At 47.3% G+C, this 21,641-nt stretch carries 26 protein-coding genes; 13 read left to right on the top strand and 13 right to left on the bottom strand.

Annotation, left to right across the window (positions count from 1 at the left end; translation table 11 throughout):
* A partial coding sequence (locus tag QNJ26_20955) for a zinc ABC transporter substrate-binding protein (protein ID MDJ0988025.1) occupies positions 1-355 on the bottom strand: 355 nt, incomplete at its 3' end.
* 411 nt (positions 356-766) lie between these two features.
* Between QNJ26_20955 and QNJ26_20960 the strand changes: the two genes are divergently transcribed.
* Complete coding sequence (locus QNJ26_20960; GenBank protein ID MDJ0988026.1) at positions 767-2,062, top strand: peptidoglycan recognition family protein; 1,296 nt, start codon at positions 767-769, stop codon at positions 2,060-2,062.
* 224 nt (positions 2,063-2,286) lie between these two features.
* On the opposite strand, the gene QNJ26_20965 is transcribed toward QNJ26_20960, so the two are convergent.
* Positions 2,287-2,775 (bottom strand): hypothetical protein, encoded by a 489-nt coding sequence (locus tag QNJ26_20965; protein ID MDJ0988027.1) that lies wholly within the window; start codon positions 2,773-2,775, stop codon positions 2,287-2,289.
* A 300-nt stretch (positions 2,776-3,075) separates the two neighbouring features.
* Between QNJ26_20965 and QNJ26_20970 the strand changes: the two genes are divergently transcribed.
* Positions 3,076-3,342 (top strand): hypothetical protein, encoded by a 267-nt coding sequence (locus tag QNJ26_20970; protein MDJ0988028.1) that lies wholly within the window; start codon positions 3,076-3,078, stop codon positions 3,340-3,342.
* 132 nt (positions 3,343-3,474) lie between these two features.
* Here QNJ26_20970 and QNJ26_20975 read toward each other — a convergent pair whose 3' ends face one another.
* Positions 3,475-3,675 (bottom strand): cold-shock protein, encoded by a 201-nt coding sequence (locus QNJ26_20975; GenBank protein MDJ0988029.1) that lies wholly within the window; start codon positions 3,673-3,675, stop codon positions 3,475-3,477.
* Positions 3,676-4,261: 586 nt separating this feature from the next.
* Between QNJ26_20975 and QNJ26_20980 the strand changes: the two genes are divergently transcribed.
* The 4 genes from QNJ26_20980 (at position 4,262) to QNJ26_20995 (ending at position 9,250) form a co-directional block, all read left to right on the top strand.
* Positions 4,262-5,248: a BMP family protein gene (locus QNJ26_20980; protein ID MDJ0988030.1), complete on the top strand. Its 987-nt coding sequence runs from the start codon at positions 4,262-4,264 to the stop codon at positions 5,246-5,248.
* Between the two features lie 476 nt (positions 5,249-5,724).
* Positions 5,725-7,245, top strand: coding sequence for an ABC transporter ATP-binding protein (locus tag QNJ26_20985; protein MDJ0988031.1), 1,521 nt, complete (start codon positions 5,725-5,727; stop codon positions 7,243-7,245).
* Positions 7,245-8,303 (top strand): ABC transporter permease, encoded by a 1,059-nt coding sequence (locus QNJ26_20990; protein MDJ0988032.1) that lies wholly within the window; start codon positions 7,245-7,247, stop codon positions 8,301-8,303. Before QNJ26_20985 ends, QNJ26_20990 begins: the two co-directional genes overlap by 1 nt.
* Positions 8,300-9,250 (top strand): ABC transporter permease, encoded by a 951-nt coding sequence (locus QNJ26_20995; protein ID MDJ0988033.1) that lies wholly within the window; start codon positions 8,300-8,302, stop codon positions 9,248-9,250. The genes QNJ26_20990 and QNJ26_20995 overlap by 4 nt, the downstream gene beginning before the upstream one ends.
* Positions 9,251-9,390: 140 nt before the next feature.
* Here the strand turns inward: QNJ26_20995 and QNJ26_21000 are convergent, their stop codons facing one another.
* Both QNJ26_21000 and QNJ26_21005 read right to left on the bottom strand, forming a co-directional pair.
* On the bottom strand, positions 9,391-10,386 hold the full coding sequence (locus QNJ26_21000; GenBank protein MDJ0988034.1) for a hypothetical protein: 996 nt from the start codon (positions 10,384-10,386) through the stop codon (positions 9,391-9,393).
* A gap of 147 nt (positions 10,387-10,533) precedes the next feature.
* On the bottom strand, positions 10,534-10,734 hold the full coding sequence (locus QNJ26_21005; protein ID MDJ0988035.1) for a cold-shock protein: 201 nt from the start codon (positions 10,732-10,734) through the stop codon (positions 10,534-10,536).
* An 862-nt stretch (positions 10,735-11,596) separates the two neighbouring features.
* Here QNJ26_21005 and QNJ26_21010 point away from each other — a divergent pair.
* From QNJ26_21010 to QNJ26_21025, 4 genes are all read left to right on the top strand, one after another.
* Entirely contained in the window at positions 11,597-12,016 is a 420-nt protein-coding gene (locus QNJ26_21010) for a hypothetical protein (protein MDJ0988036.1), read from the top strand.
* A 429-nt stretch (positions 12,017-12,445) separates the two neighbouring features.
* Complete coding sequence (locus tag QNJ26_21015) at positions 12,446-13,030, top strand: porin family protein (GenBank protein MDJ0988037.1); 585 nt, start codon at positions 12,446-12,448, stop codon at positions 13,028-13,030.
* A 302-nt stretch (positions 13,031-13,332) separates the two neighbouring features.
* Entirely contained in the window at positions 13,333-13,671 is a 339-nt protein-coding gene (locus QNJ26_21020; GenBank protein ID MDJ0988038.1) for a hypothetical protein, read from the top strand.
* Entirely contained in the window at positions 13,672-13,866 is a 195-nt protein-coding gene (locus QNJ26_21025; GenBank protein MDJ0988039.1) for a hypothetical protein, read from the top strand. It abuts the gene before it with no gap.
* Positions 13,867-13,869: 3 nt separating this feature from the next.
* Here the strand turns inward: QNJ26_21025 and QNJ26_21030 are convergent, their stop codons facing one another.
* From QNJ26_21030 to QNJ26_21055, 6 genes are all read right to left on the bottom strand, one after another.
* A complete protein-coding gene (locus QNJ26_21030; GenBank protein MDJ0988040.1) occupies positions 13,870-14,373 on the bottom strand; it encodes a hypothetical protein in 504 nt (167 codons plus the stop codon).
* A gap of 227 nt (positions 14,374-14,600) precedes the next feature.
* Positions 14,601-15,317, bottom strand: a complete 717-nt coding sequence (gene parA, locus QNJ26_21035; GenBank protein ID MDJ0988041.1) for a ParA family partition ATPase — start codon at positions 15,315-15,317, stop codon at positions 14,601-14,603.
* Positions 15,318-15,603: 286 nt separating this feature from the next.
* Positions 15,604-15,945: a DUF2845 domain-containing protein gene (locus tag QNJ26_21040; GenBank protein ID MDJ0988042.1), complete on the bottom strand. Its 342-nt coding sequence runs from the start codon at positions 15,943-15,945 to the stop codon at positions 15,604-15,606.
* A gap of 160 nt (positions 15,946-16,105) precedes the next feature.
* Complete coding sequence (locus QNJ26_21045) at positions 16,106-16,396, bottom strand: hypothetical protein (GenBank protein ID MDJ0988043.1); 291 nt, start codon at positions 16,394-16,396, stop codon at positions 16,106-16,108.
* Between the two features lie 61 nt (positions 16,397-16,457).
* Complete coding sequence (gene ilvN / locus QNJ26_21050; GenBank protein ID MDJ0988044.1) at positions 16,458-16,946, bottom strand: acetolactate synthase small subunit; 489 nt, start codon at positions 16,944-16,946, stop codon at positions 16,458-16,460.
* A 257-nt stretch (positions 16,947-17,203) separates the two neighbouring features.
* A complete protein-coding gene (locus tag QNJ26_21055; GenBank protein MDJ0988045.1) occupies positions 17,204-17,626 on the bottom strand; it encodes a pyridoxamine 5'-phosphate oxidase family protein in 423 nt (140 codons plus the stop codon).
* Between the two features lie 154 nt (positions 17,627-17,780).
* Between QNJ26_21055 and QNJ26_21060 the strand changes: the two genes are divergently transcribed.
* Positions 17,781-18,266: a hypothetical protein gene (locus QNJ26_21060; protein ID MDJ0988046.1), complete on the top strand. Its 486-nt coding sequence runs from the start codon at positions 17,781-17,783 to the stop codon at positions 18,264-18,266.
* A gap of 56 nt (positions 18,267-18,322) precedes the next feature.
* Here the strand turns inward: QNJ26_21060 and QNJ26_21065 are convergent, their stop codons facing one another.
* Positions 18,323-18,958, bottom strand: a complete 636-nt coding sequence (locus QNJ26_21065) for a heme-binding protein (protein ID MDJ0988047.1) — start codon at positions 18,956-18,958, stop codon at positions 18,323-18,325.
* Between the two features lie 209 nt (positions 18,959-19,167).
* Between QNJ26_21065 and QNJ26_21070 the strand changes: the two genes are divergently transcribed.
* Both QNJ26_21070 and QNJ26_21075 read left to right on the top strand, forming a co-directional pair.
* Entirely contained in the window at positions 19,168-19,806 is a 639-nt protein-coding gene (locus QNJ26_21070; protein MDJ0988048.1) for a DsbA family protein, read from the top strand.
* A 323-nt stretch (positions 19,807-20,129) separates the two neighbouring features.
* Entirely contained in the window at positions 20,130-20,957 is an 828-nt protein-coding gene (locus QNJ26_21075; protein MDJ0988049.1) for an RluA family pseudouridine synthase, read from the top strand.
* A 155-nt stretch (positions 20,958-21,112) separates the two neighbouring features.
* Here QNJ26_21075 and QNJ26_21080 read toward each other — a convergent pair whose 3' ends face one another.
* A complete protein-coding gene (locus QNJ26_21080; GenBank protein ID MDJ0988050.1) occupies positions 21,113-21,637 on the bottom strand; it encodes a hypothetical protein in 525 nt (174 codons plus the stop codon).
* Positions 21,638-21,641: the final 4 nt, after the last annotated feature.

A 21,641-nucleotide genomic window follows, 5' to 3' on the forward strand; every position in this document is an offset into this window, starting at 1 on the left:
GATGGTGGTGAGCCGCCATGGCAAGTTTTTCGATACCATGGTCCGTATGGATCACCCGCATGTTGGGATTGGCAGCAGCGATTTTACTCAGCCAGGCGTTTTCAAACGGGACGCCGATGGCAAAGTAGATTTTTGTCTTTGAAAGATCGGCCATCTGTTGGGGTTTGGGCTCATAGGTGGCCGGGCTGGCCCCGGGCTGGACCATGGCCTGTACCTCTACTAATTCTTTGCCAATTTGTTGCACGAAGTATTTTTGAGGTACGATGCTGACAAATACAGGGAGCTTGTCCGCTGCGGCACTGATGCCTGGTAATATTAATAATACACTAAAAATTATAAAAATCTGCTTAAACATAAAGCGCATCCCCTCCTCCTTTCCTAAAAAATGTTCCGTTACGATGACGCCATGCAAAATACTAATAAAACACAATTTTTACGTATATATATTTTTTAGTATGTAATATACCGGAAATATTATTAATAAATTGACGTAACAGTTTAGGATTATAATTTATACCAACGCAAATATATTGCATGTTTTTGTAGGATGCAATACATATGTGGAAAATGAGGTGACAAAATGAAAACCACGTCCTGCGATCCGGGCTCGAATCGAAATATTAAATCCAAATAAGATGCTGTAATTGCCTGATAGTTATTTGAAATACTGAGAAATTTTTGGTAACTTTGAGTATGATTGTGTTTTTATTTATTCTGGGCTTGGTTAACAACATTGGATGCTACTGATTTGGGTGGATGTGTGTGTATGACGGATCGGAGAGGGCAGTACAATAATAAATTCGTATTTATTGTGTTTATCTGTGTTTTCTTTATCGTCAATTTGCCATCTTTATCAGCCGCCTTCACCGAAACCGAGCGCTATAACTTTCAGCGTTCCATATTCGATTTCCGTTCGCGATTAAATCCCAAATACAAAAAAGTCCATCGTAAACAGACAAAATACATTATTGTTCACACCTCAGAGTTAGGTCTTAAACTAACGCTTAGGGTTGTTTCCAAAGGGAAACATTTGCGCAATGGGCGCCGCACCTACGGCGGTCATGCTCACTATGTGATCGCACGCAACGGACGCACTTATCGTATGCTGGATAAAAAATATGTAGCCGACCATGCCGGTCGCAGCATGTGGAATGGTGTGAGAGGCATCAGCCAAATTTCGATTGGAATTGAGTTAGTCGGCTATCATTACGCTCCCATCTCTGAAAAACAGTATCGATCGGCAGGCATGTTGATTAGGATTTTGCAAGACGTATATGATCTGAATGACCGGTCAGTGCTGACCCACAGCCAGGTAGCCTATGGTTTGCCGAACCGGTGGTTTAAAGATGTTCACCGCGGGCGCAAGCGTTGCGCAAAAAACTTTATTCGCAGCAAAGCTGGTTTAGGTTCGACTTGGCCATATGATCCGGATGTTCGTGCTGGCAGGCTCATGGCTGATGCTCAACTTTCTGACGTGTTTTACAGTCAGCCCAAAATTGGTCATCAGCTAGATGAGGCGAATGTAATTTCTAAGCGTAATACCGCTTGGGCTATTGCTGGCGAAGATTACGACAGTATTACAACGGTATACAAATTGCCAAACGGAAGCCGATACACAGGCGATCAAATTGCAGATGCGGTCGGGTGGAACCGTATCCCCGCAAAAACGGTTGTACTGCTTAACCATGAAAGCAGCTCTACAATAATAAAAAACGACGGCCCCATAAAGACTATATCGAATAGAAATACAGCATGGTCTCTTGCTGGAAAATTATATAATGATAAAACGACGATCTATTTTTTGCCTTCCGGTCAAATAAAACATGGATCAATAATAAACGATTGGGATGATTTGCCGGCTAAAACCAGACTAATCATCGGATATAAAGGACCTTTCAGAATAAACAAGAACCGAACTGCCTTCAGCATAGCGGGCTTTAAATACAAGGATCAAAAAACAATCTACTACCTGCCGCCCAATAAACTTCTGAACGGCAAGGAAATAAGAGACTTTAGCCAGCTTCCAATTGGAACTTATATATTTCTTCCTGCCACGCTATAAACCTTGCAAAGTTGTTGCGCCACTTAAGATAAAGGCCAATTCGCGTGATACCTCCAAGATCCAACACGATTTGGCTATTTTGAAAAATTTGTGAGACGGTTATCGTATCTAAACTTAAAATGTTTGCTCGCCTGTTTTCTGTCCTCTGACTTCTGCTTGCCGCGGTGAAGCATAAAAATGCGGAGCCGGAAGCTTGACAAAGCAAAGACGGGTCCTCTGAAGAACTAGTCAGCGAGCAACCACTGATAAGCCCTCGTAAAGCCCCGCAATGAAAATTCTGCCTTTTGAGTAACATCTGGCTCAGAGTCGTATTCAAACCGAATGCGAAGACCCCTTTTCATATTTTTAATGAGCTCACCGCTCGGGTCTGCCTGGTCGATCAGGCAATTGCCATTACACCCCTTTTTACCGGAGCGAAGGGTGAGGTTATCAATTTTGTCAATTTGAACCGAAAAATAATCAGAAACGATCATCTTATCTGAATTTAAGGTCAACTGAATCTGGTCGGCGCCGGCTACCGGAACCGTCAGCCAGATGGCGTTGGTCCGATTTCCGGCAAAAGTGCCGATTTGTCTGCTTTGCGTGTTTGTGGCCGGATCCGTTTCTTCGATACCGACCCAATCGGCAAACTTAATCTGTTCGGCCAGGCCGGTGCTCGCAAAAACCATGATGGATAAGATGATGACCAACCCGAGGTGAAGCGGCGTTTTCATTACTGCATCCTTTCATTTATGAGAAGGTATCTGTCTAATTTTAGATTGGCCGTATGCGTATTGCAAGTAGGAAAATGCCTTCTTGGAAATTCGATGGTTCACAGATTCACGAAAACAGACAGCAGTGCTGCCGGTACCTCGATGTTGCATCAGGAGGCCGCTCGCTTATATTAGAGGGTGAAATCTCTCATGTCATGGCATTGATAAACAAGCCATCAAATTCCGGAAAAACGGTACGGTGGCCAAAATGAACAGATATGCCCATAGAATAATGAGAACGAATTTCAAGGGAGGCATAAAATGAAGCTCAATCTTAAAGCATTGACAATATCAGTGGCAGTTGTGTGGGCCGGAGCAGTATTAATTGTTGGTGTGGCGAATGCCATCTGGCCAGGATACGGCAAAGCGTTTTTGATGGTGCTGGCATCCATATATCCGGGATTTGGCGCCACTGGCACCTTAGGAGATGCACTGGTGGGCAGCGGTTATGCTTTAGTGGATGCTGCAATTGTTGGACTGATTTTTGGCTGGTTATATAACTTTATCGCCGGTGCAAAAAGCAGCTGAACTCCCTGATTGCCGCAACCCCAGTGTGACGGACTTTGTTTAAGATAGCAACCGGCGAATCGCAACCAAAGCATAGAAAAAGGCGTCCCGCCGACATTCGACGAGACGCCCTCAATTCACTTGGAAATGCAATTAAACTACAGTGACATTTACCGCCGCCGGCCCTTTTTGGCCTTCCTCGATATCAAACGTCACCTGGTCGCCTTCATTCAGAGATTTGAACCCGGACGAGTTGATGCCCGAATAATGGACGAATACATCCGGTCCGTCTTCCTGCTCAATGAAGCCATAGCCTTTACTGCTATTAAACCATTTTACAATTCCATTGGCCATAATAACACCCTCCTAAATTAAAAGTTTTTCATAGTTTCATACTGCAGGGTGCCACTTTGACAAATGGAACTCTCCCCTGAATGAAACCGGCCCGTTAATCCCGAACGCGCCATTTTGAATGAGAGAACACTAACAAGTTTTATAAAAAAATCAAGCCCATTGTTTAAATATTTTTTTTATCGCGAAAGATGTATGAAAACGGCAATATCGCAGCTGGTCCACCGGATCCAAACCAAGGCGTTATCGCAAAGCCGCGCCCAGCGCCACAGGAGCGGAACTTCAGCCGAATTCAAATAAAATTCAGCACCATAGCCCTCTATTGACAAACCGATACTGCTCCTCTATGGTACCTTGAACACTTACCTAAATATCATGATTGCCGGGAGCAGTGCGACTATGGAAGCGACACGCTATCGCAGGAATCTGAAGCATTGGGGCCAACATCCCGCAGTCGTTTCTCCAGCACAAAACATTGGCAGCATTGTATTCTGCTCCCCTTCGCAGCCAGAGATTCCAATCCACGCAAACTCAACCAAAACCATTAGATTACATGTCTTGAAAACAAAGCCATGAAAGGAGGATGTGCATGAAAAAAGGATTATGGATTGCAATGATGGTGGTCTTAGCGGTTTTATTCGCCTTCAGCGCCAGCCAGGCCAAAACATTTAAAATTGCGGCCATTTTTCAAACCGCTATCGAGGAGCCCTGGGATGGCGTCATTCACCAGGCCTGCCTGCAAGTCAAAAAGGAAATGGGCAACATCGAGTATGAGTTTACTGAAAAAATCGCCGCTGCCGACTTTGAAAAAGTGCTGCGTGAGTATGCGGAGAGAGGGTTTGATCTGATCGTTGGCGATGCGTTTCTGGCAGGTGAAGAACCGGCCCGAAGAGTTGCCAAAGATTATCCGAACATCGCTTTTGCTTTTGGATCGGAATTCGGACCGGTTGCACCGAATTTTTCCGTATTTGATAATTGGATTCATGAGCCTTCCTACCTGTGCGGTGTTATTGCCGGCCGGTTGACCAAAAGCAATACCCTCGGTGTCGTGGCCGCCATTCCCATTGGTGAAGTCAATCGACTGGTCAATGCTTTTAAAGCCGGTGCACTGAGCGTTAATCCCAAAGTGAAAGTCAAAATCTCTTATATCGGTGGCTGGTTTGATCCACCCAAAGCCAAAGAAGCCGCTATTGCCCAAATCGAAGCCGGTGCAGACCTGATATTTGCTGAGCGATTCGGTGTCTTTGAAGCTGCCAAAGAAAAAGGCGTGCTGGCTTTTGGCAACATGTCAGATCAAAATGCATTGGCGCCCAGTGTGGTCATTACCGGCCCGGTGTGGAATATGTACCCCACCATCAAATTTTGCATCGAGATGGTTCAAAAGAAGGCCTGGGTGTCCATGGATTTGGGCGAGTGGTCGATGATGGCCAAAGGCGGTGCCAGTCTAGCGCCGTTTCATTCATTTGAAAAAACCCTGCCCGCCGGTGTGGTCAAAGAAGTCCGGGATCTTGAGCAGAAAATTTTAAACGGCACATTCAGGGTGCCGGTAGATGAGCAGAAGCCCGTTTCGGATTAGCTCAAATATTGAATGAAAATTATCACGAAAAGCTCTACTATAAGAAAGTGTGATGAAGACAATTCGAATTTATTAATTTCGTGATAATTTTCACCCTGCGGGCGAGCCGAGATGTCCATTTACGGCGTTATCAGGGGCGTGCGGTACCCAAGTACAGCTACGCCCCTGAAGCCTTGTAAATGAACATCTCGATCTCGTTCAATACTCGAGCTAAAAATTTAATAAACTCAACAGAGGTTTTCGACGCGCTTTGTTGAACGCCATAATTTAATAAAAATCAGATGTGAAATCCCGCATTCATGCGGGGAGCGTGATCACCTATTTTAAAGCCAGCTTTCATAGTTTTATGATAAATGTCTCGATCTCGTTCAGTATCTGAGCGTATATATCAGAGCTCAACCGACCAACCCAACAAAGTACATTCTTGTTATTGATTTAACCATTGCTTGTAAAAGATTGCCGATCCGAGGAATTTGATGGGTAGAAATGACCAGCCGGTCGTAAGGATGTCGGGGGTTACGAAACGTTTTTTGGATGTGACCGCCAATAAAGATGTCTCTTTTGATCTGTACTCAGGGGAAATTTGCGCTCTGCTCGGTGAAAATGGAGCAGGTAAGACCACCCTGATGAACATCTTATTCGGCTATTACGACTGTGATGAGGGTGAAATTTTCATCAAAGGTGATAAGGTCAACCTTTCCGCTCCCAAAGATGCAATTTCCCGCGGTGTGGGAATGATTCATCAGCACTTTGCCCTGGTACCCTCTCAAACCGTGCTCGAAAATGTGATTGTGGGCACGCCCTCGCCCAAGGGGTTGTTTCTGGATCTAGCATCCGCCCGGCAAGCGCTGCTTGAGCTCCAAGAGCGTTTTGGCCTTCAGATTGATCCGGATGCCCGTGTCTGGACTCTGTCGGTGGGCGAGCAGCAGAAAGTCGAAATTCTCAAAGCACTTTATCGGGATGTGGATATCCTGATCATGGACGAGCCGACTGCCGTCCTCGCTCCGGCTGAAACCGCAGATCTTTTTAATACCTTGCAGTCGTTGGTTAAAGAAGGCCGATCGGTTGTTTTCATCTCCCATAAGCTCAATGAGGTAATGGACATTTCTGATCGCATCGTCGTTTTGCGCGGCGGCGAGGTGGTGGCTGAACGCAAAACCAGTGAAACCAGTGCCCGTGAATTGGCCAATCTGATGGTCGGCCGGGAGCTTTTAGAGAGCATCGAAAAAACCAAATTGGCGCCCGGTGATCCGGTTCTAAACATAAAAAAGCTCAACGTTTTAAATGATAAAAAACTTGCAGCCATTGCCGATCTGAATTTAACCATCCATCAGAAGGAGATTCTGGGGATGGCTGGAATTTCCGGAAACGGCCAGACCGAGCTTTCAGAAGTGCTTTTCGGGATGCGGTCCCCGGTTGACGGTGTCATTCAAATTAAGGACCGCCCACTTAAATTCGGCAGCCCGGCAGCATCAATTCAATCCCAGATGGGCAGGATACCGGAAGACCGCATCGATACCGGATTGCTGATGGATCTTTCGGTGGAAGAAAATTTGATATTGGAAAACCATTCTTCAGCCGCATTTCAAACCTACGGGCTGATGAAATCCCAAAAAATTCACCATTTCAGCGATAATCTGATCAAGGCCTACAACATCAAAACGGCCAGTCGCGATGCCATCACCAAAAGTCTGTCCGGCGGCAACCTGCAGAAGGTCATGCTAGCCCGTGAGCTGGCTGGAGAACCATTGCTGATTGTTGCTTCTCAGCCCACACGCGGCCTGGATGTGGGCGCCATGGAGTACATCCACCAGCAACTTGTAAAGGAAAGAGAGCGCGGAGCCGGCATCCTTTTAATTTCAGATGATCTGGATGAAATATTTGCGCTCAGTGATCGCATAGTCGTTTTGTACGAAGGCAGAATAATGGGAGAAGCCCCCGGGGCAACAGCTTCTCGCGAACAGATTGGTCTGTGGATGAGCGGGGTAATGGCGTGATGCGATTCAGAATCATAAAACGCAGGCCATTGCCGGGCTGGGCCAGAATCGTTATCCCGATTGCAGCTATTGTAGTGACGCTGATTCTGGCGGCCATCCCCATTCTTTTGGCTGGTGGACATCTGTGGAAGTCTTATTATTACCTTTTTCACGGCGCGCTGGGGACCCGCTATAATCTGTTAGAAACTTTTGTAAAAGCCAGCCCGCTTTTATTGACCGGTCTGGCAGTGGCGTTTGCTTTCCGCGCCAAATTCTGGAATATCGGCGCCGAAGGCCAACTGCTGGCCGGTGCCCTGATGGCCACTGTCTTAGGCGTGAATCTGGGCGGCATCCCGACGATAATGGTTTTGCCGATTATCATCATCGCCGGATTTCTGGCCGGCGGCCTGTGGGCCTCGATCCCGGCATTGCTGAAAACAAAACTCAAGGTCGATGATGTGGTCTCCACCCTGTTGTTAAACTATGTCATGATCCACATTATGGGTGCACTGCTTTTTGGCCCCCTCCAACAGCCCGGCTCCAGCTGGCCACGATCATCGGCAATTATTGAGGCCGCCTGCTATCCCATTTTGATGCCGCGCTCGCGCTTTCACATGGGTATCATAATCTCCTTTGTGGCAATGCTGATCATCTGGTTTATCAACAAAAAGACCACCTTCGGATACCAGGCCAAAGCGGTTGGCACCAATATACGCGCCGCGCATTTCGGTGGTATCAATACCACCAAAGTCATCCTGTGGACTGCCCTGATATCAGGCGGACTGGCGGGTCTGGCAGGTGTGGGCGAGCTGTGCGCACTTCAGTATCGGCTGATTATGCATATTTCCCCCGGCTACGGGTATTCGGGTATTGTGATCGCCATGCTGGGCAACCTTCATCCGGTGGGGGTGTTGTTTTCATCGCTTTTTTTCAGTGTGATTATCGTGGGTGCCCAGACCATGAGCCGCATGACCGGCGTCCCCACCTATATTGCCGAGGTCATTCAGGGCATGGCGTTGATGGTGATGCTCATTTTTTTGCTGTTTACGGAATACAAAATAAAGGTGCAGCGCAAATGATGGCTGAATTATTGGATCTTGCTTTTATCTCCGGCCTCATAGGGGCAACCATGCGCATGGCCACCCCGATCATTTTCGCGGCTCTGGGTGAGATCTTAACCGAACGGGCCGGTGTCCTGAATCTGGGAATCGAAGGCATCATGCTAATGGGTGCCATGACCGGATTTTTGTTTACGTATACAACGGGGTCCATATGGTTCGGCGTGTTTGCTGCGGCCTGTGTCGGCATGCTTTTGGGATTTCTGATGGCCTTGCTTTCGGTAAACCTGGGATTAAGCCAGCATGTTTCCGGATTGGGGATCACCCTGTTTGCAACCGGCCTGGCCATGTTCATTTATCGGCTGTATATTGGATCCCCCACTGTGCCGCCGGTAGTTGAACCGTTTAAACAGGTGGCCCTGCCGGTGCTTTCAAAGATTCCCGTGATTGGTCCGGGTCTTTTCACCCAGTATACATTGACATACATCGCCTGGCTGCTGGTCCCGGCCCTGTCGATCCTGCTGTATAAAACGACCATCGGGTTGAAAATCAGAACAGTTGGTGAAAATCCGGTGGTGGCCGACACCGTGGGGGTCAACGTAACGCTAACCCGTACCCTGTGTCTGGTTGCCGGCGGTGCCCTGATGGGCATCGGCGGGGCATTTTTAACGCTTGCACATCAGAACATGTTTCTGATCGATGTCATCGGCGGTCGCGGCTGGGTGGCGATTGCTATGGTTATTTTTGGCAACTGGAACCCCCTCAAAGCCACCATCGGCGCCCTCATTTTCGGCTTTTTAGACGGCCTGCAGCTCAGGCTCCAGAGCGTTGGGGTTGTTCTTTCTTTCCACCTGTTTTTGATGATTCCTTATTTGCTAACGATCATTGCGCTGATCGGCGTGTCCAGACGGGCTGCGGTACCGGCAGGCCTGTTAAAGCCCTATCGCCGCGAGGAAAAAGGGGGGTAATCAATGGTTATTGGTTATTCGTTACTAGTTGAGAAAAGCGAATGCCGAAGTATTTTTATTAGATCGAAACAGCAAAAACAAATAATCAATTAACAAATAACAGATAACAAATAACTCCTAATCAAGCGCTTAGCGCTTGATTAGGGTTTGAGGTAAGGGCGCACCTGTTTGAAAATATCCGAATGTTCGTTTTCCAGTCGCTCCAGGAACTGCGCCGAACGCACGATCGGGCTCCAGAGAGAAAAATCTTCACGTTCAAAATCCATCCCCACCGCCAGCATGTCACTGAGGGTTTCAATCAAGTGTTCTTCGGGCTTGTAGATCGAATCGCCGATATCCCCCACCCAGCATAGCGGTGTCCCCTGGTAGCGGTCTTTCAAATCATGGTAAAAATGCTGCGTGGTGATGGTGCGCGGTTGGAGTCCCAGGTCGGTATAGGGCAAGGTTACCCCCACGGCGGCCACCTCGATAAGGGCACCGTTGAAAACCGGGATTAATTCAACGCCGTGATCACGGCAAATTTTACAGATCCCCTCCAGGCCTTCAAGGCTGGCACAAACCGGAAAAAGAAAAATCTTTTTGGGGCGGTGGTTCTTTAACGCCTCGTCAACAAAATAAGTCAATGTCTGACCCGATGCGATACATTCTTCCATAATAATCCAGGTGTCATCCGGCCACCATTCACCCACAAAGGAACTTTCCACGATGTTCCAGCCGCGAAAACCATCATTGTCTTCTACCCGGGTGAGCTTAATATAAGTGGTGTCCAGAAGACCAGACCGCTGCAACGGCGGATTGGCATCCAGAAGATCAAGCGGGCGACCGCCCCACAGGATCACATACTGGGCCACCTTGCCATCGAACATTCTTTCAAACAGGCGAATCATATCGTGACCCACCTCTTTGATCATCAAAAATTTTTCCGGCCCGCAGGCCTGACGGTTGAGCAGAAACTCCTCCCCGGCTCCCCGGCCTGGGAAATCAACCACGTAAATTCGCTCCGGCAGGCATCGATCACGGAAGGCCTCGTGTTGCGTAATGGACTTTACCAGCCAGATGTCCTTGCCTGCACGCGACATGACGATTTCACCAACATCTTCCAGATAAATTCGGTCGGCAGCGGTATCCTGTATCATGGGATTGCTCCTTTTTAAGGTAGCGCGTCAATGAAGAAGAAAAATGTCGGGCAGGAATATAGGATAAAGATGCGGAAGTGTCAAACCAGAAAAAAAAGGCAAGCCTTCCAGAATGAAGGCTTGCCTTTTTCAGATAAAAGTGCTTGGCTAAACTACTTTAACATTGACAGCATGTGCACCCTTGGGTCCCTCCTCTATTTCAAAAGTAACCTGGTCACCTTCGTTGAGAGACCTGAATCCTGCTGCATCGATTCCGGTGTGATGGACAAATACATCCGGACCATCTTCCTGCTCGATGAAGCCATAACCTTTGCGGTCATTAAACCATTTTACAACACCATTTGCCACTGTGACACCCCCTTTGTTTCAGTAATTACCGTAGTCCCATACTTCAGGATGCCACCCGGTCGAATGGATCTTTCCTGCAGAATGAAACCAGCCGTCAATCAAGACAGACTATGATCTATGTATAAATTATAAATTCTTTTTCCCATCAAAATCAAGCACTTTATTCAATTGAGTTTATGCCAGCGGCCATCAAACCACTTGTATATACAGGTTTTTCAGGCCAGCGCTCAGCAATGGGTAAGCGCTTACCTAACGTTTGACCATTTTTTTTCACACACTTTATATCGCCGGCCTCAAGAGTCTATATAAATACTTTAAATTATTTTAAATTTTTTTATTTCCAAATAATCGTCTATTTTTGCATGGATATTGCAGCCCTGATTAAAACAAAGCCCTGAGCGCGTTGACGTTTCCAAGTTGGATCCGTTTTCGCCTCCTGAGGAATTGTTCAAACAAGCCACATATCCGCCCCAATGCCTGCCCACTAGCAGTTTTTTTGTAAGATTTCAGTGCCGGGTTCTCAAAACCCGCAATCAACTGTATTTATTATAAATCGTCGTTACAATGATTTGTACCGGAGCAATGTTTGTGCGTAAAGCCGACAAAAAGACAACAGCGCTAGAACACGAGCAGCCAAAAACGCAATTAGAAGAAGCGCCAGTCGAAAGAAGAAACGGTCGCGACCGCAGAAAAGGAACGGATCGGCGAAGCGGTTTTGACCGCCGACGGGAAATAGATCAAAAAGCAGTTGTACGAAAAAACGTTACTCGGGAGTGAATCTTTGCGTCATCCGGACTGATCATAAGTTAATCAAGTCCTAACAAAAGATTGACAATTAAGCGTAACACTAGAAAGGAGCACCATGGCCCAACACCTAATTAGCAGCAATCGGTTTGAAAATAAATATCGGCACCTGCGAAAGGCTGACGGTCATCTGAGAGCTGAAATAAAGATCAGCCGCAATGATTTGGGATACCAATTCAAGTTGCAGGAAATCGATGATCATCGAGGCAGCTTTTTTATCAGTGCAAATTCCGCTGTGTTAAACATCCTGAATGTCGGCACTGTTTTGGATATGAAATATTGGACCGCTGAAAAAACCAGACTCGTCAAATATGTTAGCGCCCAAATACAGGACATTACCCGACAGCAGCATGAGCCATTTAAAGGCCATTATAAAGTCGGCTTATCCATTTTGAAAACCAAGGGGCTAAAACGGATCAACCCCACGAATCGTTTGCTCAAAGCAAGGGCAGAAGCCGAGACTTTACTGTCGGCCTGATCAGATGCGGTCATACAGGATGAAAGTGATGATTCCATAACGCCTTAAGAGGGCGGGAAATACGCTTCGATGCATCGTTCTGTTGTTGTGCACTGTAGTCAAGTTTGTTTGAAGGGGGGATTACCATTACTAAGATATTTCTCATTGCCGTCATTATTGCCGCAATATGTTGCTTAGCGGCCGCGATTGCCTGTTTAATTTCAGCAGCCCGAGAAATAGAATTGCCTGATATTGAAGATATCGAGATAGGAGAATAACAAACAGAAGGATTAGCTTCAATTTTCACTCTGGTGCAGATACCCTGATTGCAGACGGTTTCTGCACCAGGGGACAGTGGCAGTATTTGCATTTGATGCCCTTTCTATATTCTTGACGGATCGCGTTATTGTCTGTTAGGACTTATTCTCGAGTACCCAACAGGAGGATGCGATGCGCAAGACCCTCATATTTTTCAGCGTGTTAGTCGGTATTTTAACGATCACATTCAATTCAGCAGCAGAGGAAAAGCACGGCCGGTTTTATGCGGGCGCCGGTGCAAGCTATGTTCGCGAATATTTTGATGACGGCGATTTGAAGGGGCTTCCCGGCAACTCCAGTATTGATAATTCATGGGGGTTTAACCTTTTTGCCGGCTATTGGTGGCTCAAACATGTCGGCATTGAGGCCAACTACAACTGGTATGATGATTTTGACGGAGAGGCGGCGAATAACAGGAATCTTGATGTTAGCATTTGGACGGCGATGCTGGATGTGCGCGTCTTCTCTCCATCCCTGTGGCAAGACCGGATATTCCCATATGTGAGGCTCGGGGGCGGATGGATGGATGTTGAAGTCGATGCCAGCAATTTTAATTCAGACGAATCCGATTGGGCATACAATGTCGGCCTTGGGGTAGATGTTTTTGTGGCGCACCAACTGAGTGTCGGTCTTGACGGCAAGCACGTGTGGGGAACCGGCGATGTATCGGATTTCAACCATATGACATTTACACTAAGGGCAGCGTACCATTTTTGAGTTTTGCATGAAAATAGATAAGAATTTTTAATTCAGGTCTAAGCGGATAATTCCTTTTTTATTTCTTATCTATTTTCACCCGTTGGGCGCGTCGCAGACTTTCATCTGATGCGTTATTCAGTGCGAAGCATAGATCACTATTACTTCGCACTGAAGTGCCTTGCATATGAATGCCTGCAACCCGTGCAAAAATCAAAACCATTTTTGAGTTTTGCATGAAAATAGATAAGAATTTTTAATTCAGGTCTAAGCGGATAATTTCTCTTTTATTTTTAAATGCATCCATAATGAAGATTTGAGGAATGATGATGAGAGGCATCGTAAACGTTATGTCGGGCATCTGCGGCATGATCACAGAGATCCGCGCCACTTCGCAAGTTTCATCGGGTATGGTGAATCTGGATATAAACACCAGATGTGAAAGTATCAAGGCATTGGCCGGAGAATTAAAGGTGGTCAATCCAGAGGAAGAGATGTCGTTTGATGGTGATGGGCCCAAAACGCTGCGGATGGCGGCAAAGCACTGCAAGCATACCGCCTGTCCGGTACCATCGGGTATTATCAAAGCAATCGAAGTGGCATCCGGCAAGGCGCTGCCGAAAGATGCGCGTATCACAATTGCCCGGGAAAAAGATGATTAGATGACGTATAATTTTGATCCGGACAGGTGGTACGATGATGAGCGCGGTATACTGGATGTCCGCCGCAAAGCCGGGAAAATAAGCAAACAGGAATACGAAGCTGCTCTAACAGCTCTTGAACGCCGTTATGACCGAATGCTGCAGCACCTGGACGGCATCTACCAAATCCCCAAACCACCGCGAAACGTTAACTGAGATTTAACCTTTTCCGCCGGCTTGCTTCTGCTTTTCAGCGGTTTCAAATCCGGCTTCAGATGGCCCAATATTGCCTTGACGGATGGATTCAATCGCTTCGGACAGCCGGATCGGTTCAACTTTCACAGACTCATCATCCTGCAGGCTTGTCAGATAATAATCCACGTCGTCATCGCCGGCGGATGTGATACCGAAATCATCCAACTTTTGCAGATACAAATCATCCGGGGCCTTTGGCACGTTAAACTGATAGGGGGCTACCAGCGTTGTCATATCGGATTCATTTCCCAGTTCATCCAGGGCGGTAATACCAAAAACAATCGGCCCGCCTTCGGGTTTAAAGGAATCCACATCATCAGGCAGGACGATTTCGGTAATATTTCCCAGGGCGGCGCACTTGGAATCGTAATTGACTTCACTGTTTTCTGACCAGTAAAGTTTATATCCAACAACCTGGGCGGAATCGGATGCTGTCCACCTGAGCCTTCGTTTCTTAATTTTGGCCATGCTAATGCTCCTTAACATTGAGAACCCATGACATCCGGTTTTTGGGCAACCATATCCTCCGGAGGTCGGCAAGCCCTTGATTGGGGCTTTCTTCGACAGGTCCCACTCCGGCCAATGGCTTTGTCCGGTTTAGCGGTTGACAAGCTTAAGCATCAACCCTCAGATCCGTTGCTCCTTGTGGATTTGATGAGCACTGCGTTGATTGGTTTACAGAAGCGTTGTCAGGGTCAGCTATACCCGTCACTCCAGAACGGCTTGTTACCATAAGCATTATGAGGAGCTGTCTGATGCTCTGGCTCTTCAGCTTGAGGCGGCTGGTTAGCCTCCAAAAGTGTCAATTCTTCACAGAGGTTTTCAATTTCATTGGCCGCTTTGCTGCCGGGCGCATACTGCATAACTGATACACCGGAGGTCATGGCATCGATATAGGCAACTCGCTGGCACAACTCTGTATCCAGGATATCCATATCAAAAACCCCCAGTGACTGTCGTGCTTGACGCCCCACCCGTGTTCCCGGGATTTTTCGATTGATCAGAAGCTTGACATTCAGATCTGGATTTTCTTCCTTGGCACTGTCAATCATTTCCAAGGTCCCCTTGCAGGACCAGATATCCAGCGAACTGGGGCTTAACGGAATAATGGAAAGTTGTGCAACTTCTAAAATGGACCTGGTGATGTGGCCGCTGGCCGGCGGCGCATCGATGACCAGGTAATCATACTCCTGGGTGAGTGCTTCGATTTCTTCTCTGGTGATCGGCTCCGGATGATGCAGCACTTCAAAAGCGGTGTTGTTTTCAACGGCGTGCCATTGGGTGGCACTGCCTTGCGGATCTGCGTCAATAAACAGCAGCTTGAAATTTTTTCTTTTCAGGCTGGCAGCAAAGTTGATTGCAGAAGTGGTTTTGCCGACGCCCCCCTTCTGGTTCACAAAACTAACAATCATCGTCTCTCTCCTCTCATGGCATTATAAGAATGTGAAGTGTCTTTGCCTCTGCCTGGGGCAGCGCCCATCCCCCTTTGATAGAGGCAACTATCCCACGCCTCTGGTGAAACTCTGGGATTCCCATACACTGCTGGCCCTCTTCTGTCAACATTAAAACACATTATATGGTATGAATTAACATTTTTCTCATCAATATATAGTAGTTAAGGATTTTGCAGATCAGAAAAAGGTAAGCCGCATCGGGAGTGACGGATCGGATGTAACCAGCGCTTGGATGCTGCGCTGATCAATTCAAGTCATAACAGTCGTAATTGTCACGATTGCAGGGCGTACTTAAGATGCGCTCCAGTTTGCCAAAGACAAATTCAAAGTAGTACATAAAGCGATCCTGACCGAAATGATATACCCAGATAGGCCCTTTGTCATCCCGGCTGGTCACTTCCAGAGGATCGCCGCATGTTTCCCGCACAGATCGGTCTGAATCGCCAACAGCCACTACGCCTCCAGGGCATCGATACGTGGATTGGTCTGCCAACGACCAGTAATCAACAGCCTTTGCGTACGGTGTGATAGTGGTCAACAAGGCTAAGGCCAGTATGATTATGCTGATATTGATCAGTTTTACCATCGTGTTGGGTCGCCTTTTATGACATTTTTAATCACATGAATAAAGTTGATCGCCCTTATAACATAAGGTCACGACCCCACAAATCAAGGGAACCGTAAACAGCATCGCTTGGGCTTTACATCATCGACGCCTTATAACATGTTGCTTGTTGCAGGCGGCTTCACTTTTCTTTTGCGCTGGCCTTGCGTTCATTTTCCAATTTTTTGATTTTACGAATGAGTTGATCGATTTCCGTCTCTAGAGCAGATATGCGTTGGTCGGCAGTCTCAATTTCCCGGCTGATTTGCTGCATTTGGGTGTTTAAGCAGTCGTCGAGACATGCCAAATAGCGGGTGACATAGTCCATTTGATCTTTGTAGGCCGGCTGCCGACAGTCGCAATCTGCATGTGCATTGGCGGCCGTAAAAATGACGGTGCTGATTAACAAGAGGATAAACACAGATGCCTTCATGGGTGGTCTCTCCTATGGTAAGGATATTGATCAGAGTAAGGAAACTAATGGGCAAAAGGTATTAGTGGGGTTCGCGGTATAACGCCAACACCCCCGACCGGGCTAATTTTTTGACACCCATTGGCTCCAGCAGCCGAATGAGGGCATCTATTTTTTGCCGCCGTCCGGTGACTTCGATAATGAAGTGGGTTGCACCGGTATCAACAATCCGGCCCCTGAAGGTTTCAATGATTCTTAAAATTTCGCTGCGGTTTTTGGCTTTGGCCTTTACACAAATCAATGCCATTTCTCGCTTGACGGCATCCTCGCCGGTCATATCCCGCAGTTTAATCACGTTGACGAGCCTGCGCACCTGCTTCATAATTTGTTCGAGCATCTCCGGGTTTGTCTGCGTCGAAATGGTGATGCGGGACATTTTCGGGTTGGCTGTTGGCGCGCCGCAAATGGTTTCGATATTGTAACCTCGGCTGGCGAAAAGCCCCGCCACCCGTGCCGTCACGCCGGGCTCATTGTCAACCAGCATGGTCAGAATGTGCTTTTCGTCTTTCATTTTCCCCCCTTTAGGCGACAATTGCGGATCAGACAAGAACCCTATCGATACGTTAAGTTCTAATATCAAATACGGCCGGGGAGATCAAACGGACAGAACAATCTGTATGATACCGACTGTCGACAGAGAAGTAAGAGGCGGCGTACAATGGCGGGTGTGTTCCGCATTGTTCCCGCAAACCAAGGCCGCCATGGAGGTAGAATCTGAGGTGAGCGTTCAAACCGGATGTTAAAAGATACGGTAATTCAGTTGTCTGATCAGGCTTCCCAGATGTCGGGATCTTTCTTATTCATTGTGTAATATTCAATCCGGTAAGGTGCAACTTTGCAAACCACATAATTGGGATCGTCGGGTCCGGTAAAAATGGGCTCGAGCATATCGTACCAGACGCTTCTTTTGGTCTCATCATCCTCGAGTATTTCAGCGCGCCCTTCGACCTGGAGCCAGGAGATTGCATTTTGCAAATGATCAACACCCAATGTTAGATGGACTTCCGGATTATCGGTAATCTGGATCACTTTGCGTGAGCCTTTAAATGTCGCAAACCAAATATTCATCTGATCATCGGCGCTGATAACCACATAGCGCGTCCAGGGTTTACGTTCATCGGTGACAGTCGCAAACGATGCCAGGGTGTGCGTTTTCATCTTCTCGAGGATTTTGGCTTTTAGATCGCTCATGGTGTCTCCTCATGAAATGGTAATGGTAGAAACTCTACTATGTTGATCCCACCAAAGGATGTCAAGAAGAGACTTGAAAATAATTTCAGCTTGATTCATAAGAGGTAGAAGAGAAGAAATGCGCCGAAGGGAATCCACTGGAAGGGGGCGTAAAATGCTATCAGAATTTTATAACGAGGTCCTGGCGTTCGGACCAGTAGCCGTTCTGCCACAGAATTTGAACGATAAATGGATTCAGCGGCTACAGGAAATGGCCGATGATTTTTTGGACAGTAATTTCAATTTGCATGCCTGTACCGATGCAACCGAGGTAGGTGATCCGGTACTGGCTGCCTGTGTTTATGAGATATTGCGCTATCAGTATGCGGATCAAGCCGATCTGACGCCCAAGGAAATGGCGGAGAAGATGGTGATTTATGCCCTCTCGATTACGATGGAATCAATCAACCGCACCGACGATTTTGGTCTGGCACCGCCAAGCCTCGACAACATCCTTTCGATGAAGCGCATCCTTTCCTACAAGGATACGCGACCGGAATTTATTCAATTGCTCAAAGATGCTTGTATTATCCGCGAATCGGAAAAAGGCTGGTTTCAGAATATCAAAGACAAATTGATTAGCGGGATAAAAGGCTCCTGATATGTCCTGACGCCACAGCGCTTTTTGGTCATCTGCTGTTGGCTTCAGACTGAGCGCTAGTTCTGCACACGAATCAAAACCTCATTGCGGCGCAGAAACCAGGGCATAAAAGGCGGATCATAGCGCGCCCAAATCGGCTGGCCATCCGGCTTAAGCCCGCGTTTTTCAATCGCTTCCTGAAGCAGGGCCAGGTTTTTTTCATAGCGTTTCTGACTCCAGGTGCCCGAATAACGGATGGCGGCCATCAGATAGCCGGGCTCTTCTCTTAGTTGAACAAGGGGGTCCAGCGGTTTAGGAAGCGTTTCCAAAGTGTATTCTGCTGGCATTAAAAAGGTTATCCGCCATTGGCCCTGCACGCTTTCCTGTGTGACAGGGGCGGTCATCGCTATTTTTTCAGACTTGGCTTCTTGGGTTACGGGGGCTGTCATGGCAATGTTTCTATTTTTGACGTTGTTCCCATTGATATAATCATATAACCGGCGAAAACCCACATTGCCAACTTCTTTGAAATTTCCCGCTACAAAAGTCTCGGCAACAATTTGAGGTGCGTACTGTCTTAGCTCAAAATTTTCATCACTTTCAATAACCTCATATTTTGCTTTTTCAATTGCCAGCGCTTCGAAGGCCAGATACGGTAAAAATGAGAGAAAGAAGATTAATGTGGTCTTTATCATCATGTTTTTGGCAGTCATAAGCGGTTAAACCTTTCTGATCGGGTTGTCGGGTGATTAAAGCCAAATATTAACATCAATGTCATCATCTTTCTTACCGCAAAACATAGGTATCAAAAGGCAGGGTTCAAGCCCTTTGATGATGGAGCGGCTTAAAAATTCATTTGCCAGTCCCTGTTTGGATATAGACGCTGTTGGCAGTTATGAAACAGGAAATTAGGGAGGAAAGAATGGTTACCCAAAAAAACATTGTCGACTTTTACTGGGATCCGGTCTGCCCATGGTGCTGGATTACCTCACGCTGGATGATTGATGTGGGTCGTCAAAAACAGATTCAAGTCAACTGGAAGCTGTTTAGCCTCAAGATGATAAACGCCGATCGCAATATACCCGAACCCTACAAAATATTGCATGAAATAGGGTTGAAAGCGTTGCGGGTGGCCGCGGCAGTGCGCAAAGCATATGGCAATGATGGTCTGGCAAAAATATATACATTGATGGGCACCCATTACCACCACGACGAGGAAGATATTGATACACCGGAAGCGGTAGCGGAAATTCTTAGGGCCGGTGGCTTTCCCACCCGTCTGTCCGAAGCGACAACTGACCCCGCATGGGATGAATTGATTCGTGCTGATATGGATCAGGCCCTGGCCAAAGTGGGCAAGGATGTGGGCGTGCCTTTAATTGTTCTTGATGGCGGCCATGGGCCGGGTTTTTTTGGCCCGGTTTGCAGTCCGGCGCCGACAGGCAAGGCCGCCGTTGCCCTGTGGGATGCGATTATCATTGCCGGTAGAACGCCTGGTTTTTATGAGCTCAAACGCACCCGAGAAACGGAGCCTCTGTTCGGTGCACGGCCTAAGATTTAACCCTACATATCCCTTTTAAGGCAAATAAACAGGTGGGTTAAAAAACCAGCAGTCGGTTTTGCAAGGTTTTTTCAAGGCAATCGAGTGAAGACCCAGCGGGAACAGAACAAATTCCAGCGAGTTTAACTTATTGTAGAGATTCATACAAAAAGTTGCTGAAATTTAACATATAGAGATGGCCTCAAGCAAACCCACTTCGGTAGGATCAACAATATGGTTTAACCACGAAGAACACAAAGAAAGATGAAAATAACACCAGACTTATAAAACCTCTGTGAACTTTATGTCTTTGTGGTGATAAGGACAACATAGGATAAGAATAGGTGCAAAAATACACGTTAGTCCGAACCGTCAGTGTTGACGACCCGGCAACCGCCAGCGAATTTCTGGCAACCCTTACCCCCCTGTCCAAAACTCGCATCAAAGATGCCATGTCCAAAGGCGCGGTCTGGCTCAAAAGACCAAAGCGCGGCCAGCGCCGCATCCGGCGGGCCAGCACCCCCCTTAAGCCGGGTGATGTGGTCTCGATTTATTATGATCGCGTCCTGCTGGCAGCTACTCCGCAAAAACCGAAGCTCATCAGCGATCAAAAACGATATAGCGTATGGCTCAAACCGGCCGGTCTATTGTCCCAGGGGACCAAATACGGCGATCATTGCTCGCTGCTGCGACAGGTCGAGCAGGTTTATCGCCCCAGAAGGGTCTATCTCGTTCACCGCCTTGACCGGGAGGCATCCGGTCTGGTGCTGCTGGCCCATGATAAGACCTCTGCCGCTAAGCTATCAAAATTATTTAAAAAACAGCAAGTCATCAAACGTTACACGGCGCAAGTCAAGGGAAATCCAGCCAAATCGATGCCCGGCGGCGTCATTGCTTTTGATTTGGACGGCAAGCCTGCCATGACCAAATTCAGCCTTGAGAACTACGAGCCGGCAGCCGATATCAGCACCGTCCACATCGTCATGGGAAGTGGCAGAAAACATCAGATTCGCCGCCATTTTGAGATGATCGGCCATCCAGTGATGGGCGATCCACGCTACGGCAAAGGCAATAAGAATTCGGCAGGTCTAAAACTAGTGGCTACAAGCCTAGAATTTAAATGTCCTTTTAGTATAGAAAAACGAGTGATTAAAACGACCACTGGATTATAAGCAGCGATTGACAAATTCGTGATAATACCTGAAGATCAATGCAAAGAGGTCACAGAAAACATAATACTAGAAAAAAGCTAGACAAAATCTAGTGTCACTTGTGCAGGACGGTATTCCCAACTAGTGCCAATTTCAATGCCCATGCCGCTGGCGCTTCAACGCCCCACCCCGATACCAAACCCACGGATAGGCCTGTCATCATCTCGCAGCCAAGGCATATCGGTATAAATGGACACATATTGATTGGTGCCATCTACGTTTAGACTTTTAACCTCCAGGCTGGAATACCAATAACCAATCGGATTTTGCGATTGATCCAAGATATAGGACCCGTATGGACGAGAATAAGCGTAAGCGAAGTCTTTGATCAGGCCGGTAACTTTTTCAAGTTTTTCCGAGTACGGATCAAATTCCGCCCACATGTGGCCCACTAGACGGTAATTGTTTTGCAGGGCAACGACAGCGTAAGGATTGTTTTCCTGGTTCAGATAGTAATAACGGTGTTGCGGGTAAACATGAAAGGATTCAAAAGCCTGGGTAACATCGCGGCTGTGCCGCAAGTAACCGTAGTTTCCGGCTGCACAACCAGCCAATATCAAAACAGCTAAAAACATCAAAACCCGGTTCATCGATATCATGTTCTTAAAAAAATTCGTTTTTTCGACTTCAGGCGCCGGCATGGTC

It is taken from the genome of Desulfobacterales bacterium, from assembly GCA_030066985.1.
Lineage (GTDB): Bacteria > Desulfobacterota > Desulfobacteria > Desulfobacterales > JAHEIW01 > JAHEIW01.

Coding starts and splice junctions, on each gene's coding strand:
- QNJ26_20960 (MDJ0988026.1), top strand. CDS start 767: ATGACGGATCGGAGAGGGCAGTACAATAATAAATTCGTATTTATTGTG.
- QNJ26_20965 (MDJ0988027.1), bottom strand. CDS start 2,775: ATGAAAACGCCGCTTCACCTCGGGTTGGTCATCATCTTATCCATCATG.
- QNJ26_20970 (MDJ0988028.1), top strand. CDS start 3,076: ATGAAGCTCAATCTTAAAGCATTGACAATATCAGTGGCAGTTGTGTGG.
- QNJ26_20975 (MDJ0988029.1), bottom strand. CDS start 3,675: ATGGCCAATGGAATTGTAAAATGGTTTAATAGCAGTAAAGGCTATGGC.
- QNJ26_20980 (MDJ0988030.1), top strand. CDS start 4,262: ATGAAAAAAGGATTATGGATTGCAATGATGGTGGTCTTAGCGGTTTTA.
- QNJ26_20985 (MDJ0988031.1), top strand. CDS start 5,725: ATGGGTAGAAATGACCAGCCGGTCGTAAGGATGTCGGGGGTTACGAAA.
- QNJ26_20990 (MDJ0988032.1), top strand. CDS start 7,245: ATGCGATTCAGAATCATAAAACGCAGGCCATTGCCGGGCTGGGCCAGA.
- QNJ26_20995 (MDJ0988033.1), top strand. CDS start 8,300: ATGATGGCTGAATTATTGGATCTTGCTTTTATCTCCGGCCTCATAGGG.
- QNJ26_21000 (MDJ0988034.1), bottom strand. CDS start 10,386: ATGATACAGGATACCGCTGCCGACCGAATTTATCTGGAAGATGTTGGT.
- QNJ26_21010 (MDJ0988036.1), top strand. CDS start 11,597: ATGGCCCAACACCTAATTAGCAGCAATCGGTTTGAAAATAAATATCGG.
- QNJ26_21015 (MDJ0988037.1), top strand. CDS start 12,446: ATGCGCAAGACCCTCATATTTTTCAGCGTGTTAGTCGGTATTTTAACG.
- QNJ26_21020 (MDJ0988038.1), top strand. CDS start 13,333: ATGATGATGAGAGGCATCGTAAACGTTATGTCGGGCATCTGCGGCATG.
- QNJ26_21025 (MDJ0988039.1), top strand. CDS start 13,672: ATGACGTATAATTTTGATCCGGACAGGTGGTACGATGATGAGCGCGGT.
- QNJ26_21030 (MDJ0988040.1), bottom strand. CDS start 14,373: ATGGCCAAAATTAAGAAACGAAGGCTCAGGTGGACAGCATCCGATTCC.
- parA (MDJ0988041.1), bottom strand. CDS start 15,317: ATGATTGTTAGTTTTGTGAACCAGAAGGGGGGCGTCGGCAAAACCACT.
- QNJ26_21040 (MDJ0988042.1), bottom strand. CDS start 15,945: ATGGTAAAACTGATCAATATCAGCATAATCATACTGGCCTTAGCCTTG.
- QNJ26_21045 (MDJ0988043.1), bottom strand. CDS start 16,396: ATGAAGGCATCTGTGTTTATCCTCTTGTTAATCAGCACCGTCATTTTT.
- ilvN (MDJ0988044.1), bottom strand. CDS start 16,946: ATGAAAGACGAAAAGCACATTCTGACCATGCTGGTTGACAATGAGCCC.
- QNJ26_21055 (MDJ0988045.1), bottom strand. CDS start 17,626: ATGAGCGATCTAAAAGCCAAAATCCTCGAGAAGATGAAAACGCACACC.
- QNJ26_21060 (MDJ0988046.1), top strand. CDS start 17,781: ATGCTATCAGAATTTTATAACGAGGTCCTGGCGTTCGGACCAGTAGCC.
- QNJ26_21065 (MDJ0988047.1), bottom strand. CDS start 18,958: ATGACTGCCAAAAACATGATGATAAAGACCACATTAATCTTCTTTCTC.
- QNJ26_21070 (MDJ0988048.1), top strand. CDS start 19,168: ATGGTTACCCAAAAAAACATTGTCGACTTTTACTGGGATCCGGTCTGC.
- QNJ26_21080 (MDJ0988050.1), bottom strand. CDS start 21,637: ATGCCGGCGCCTGAAGTCGAAAAAACGAATTTTTTTAAGAACATGATA.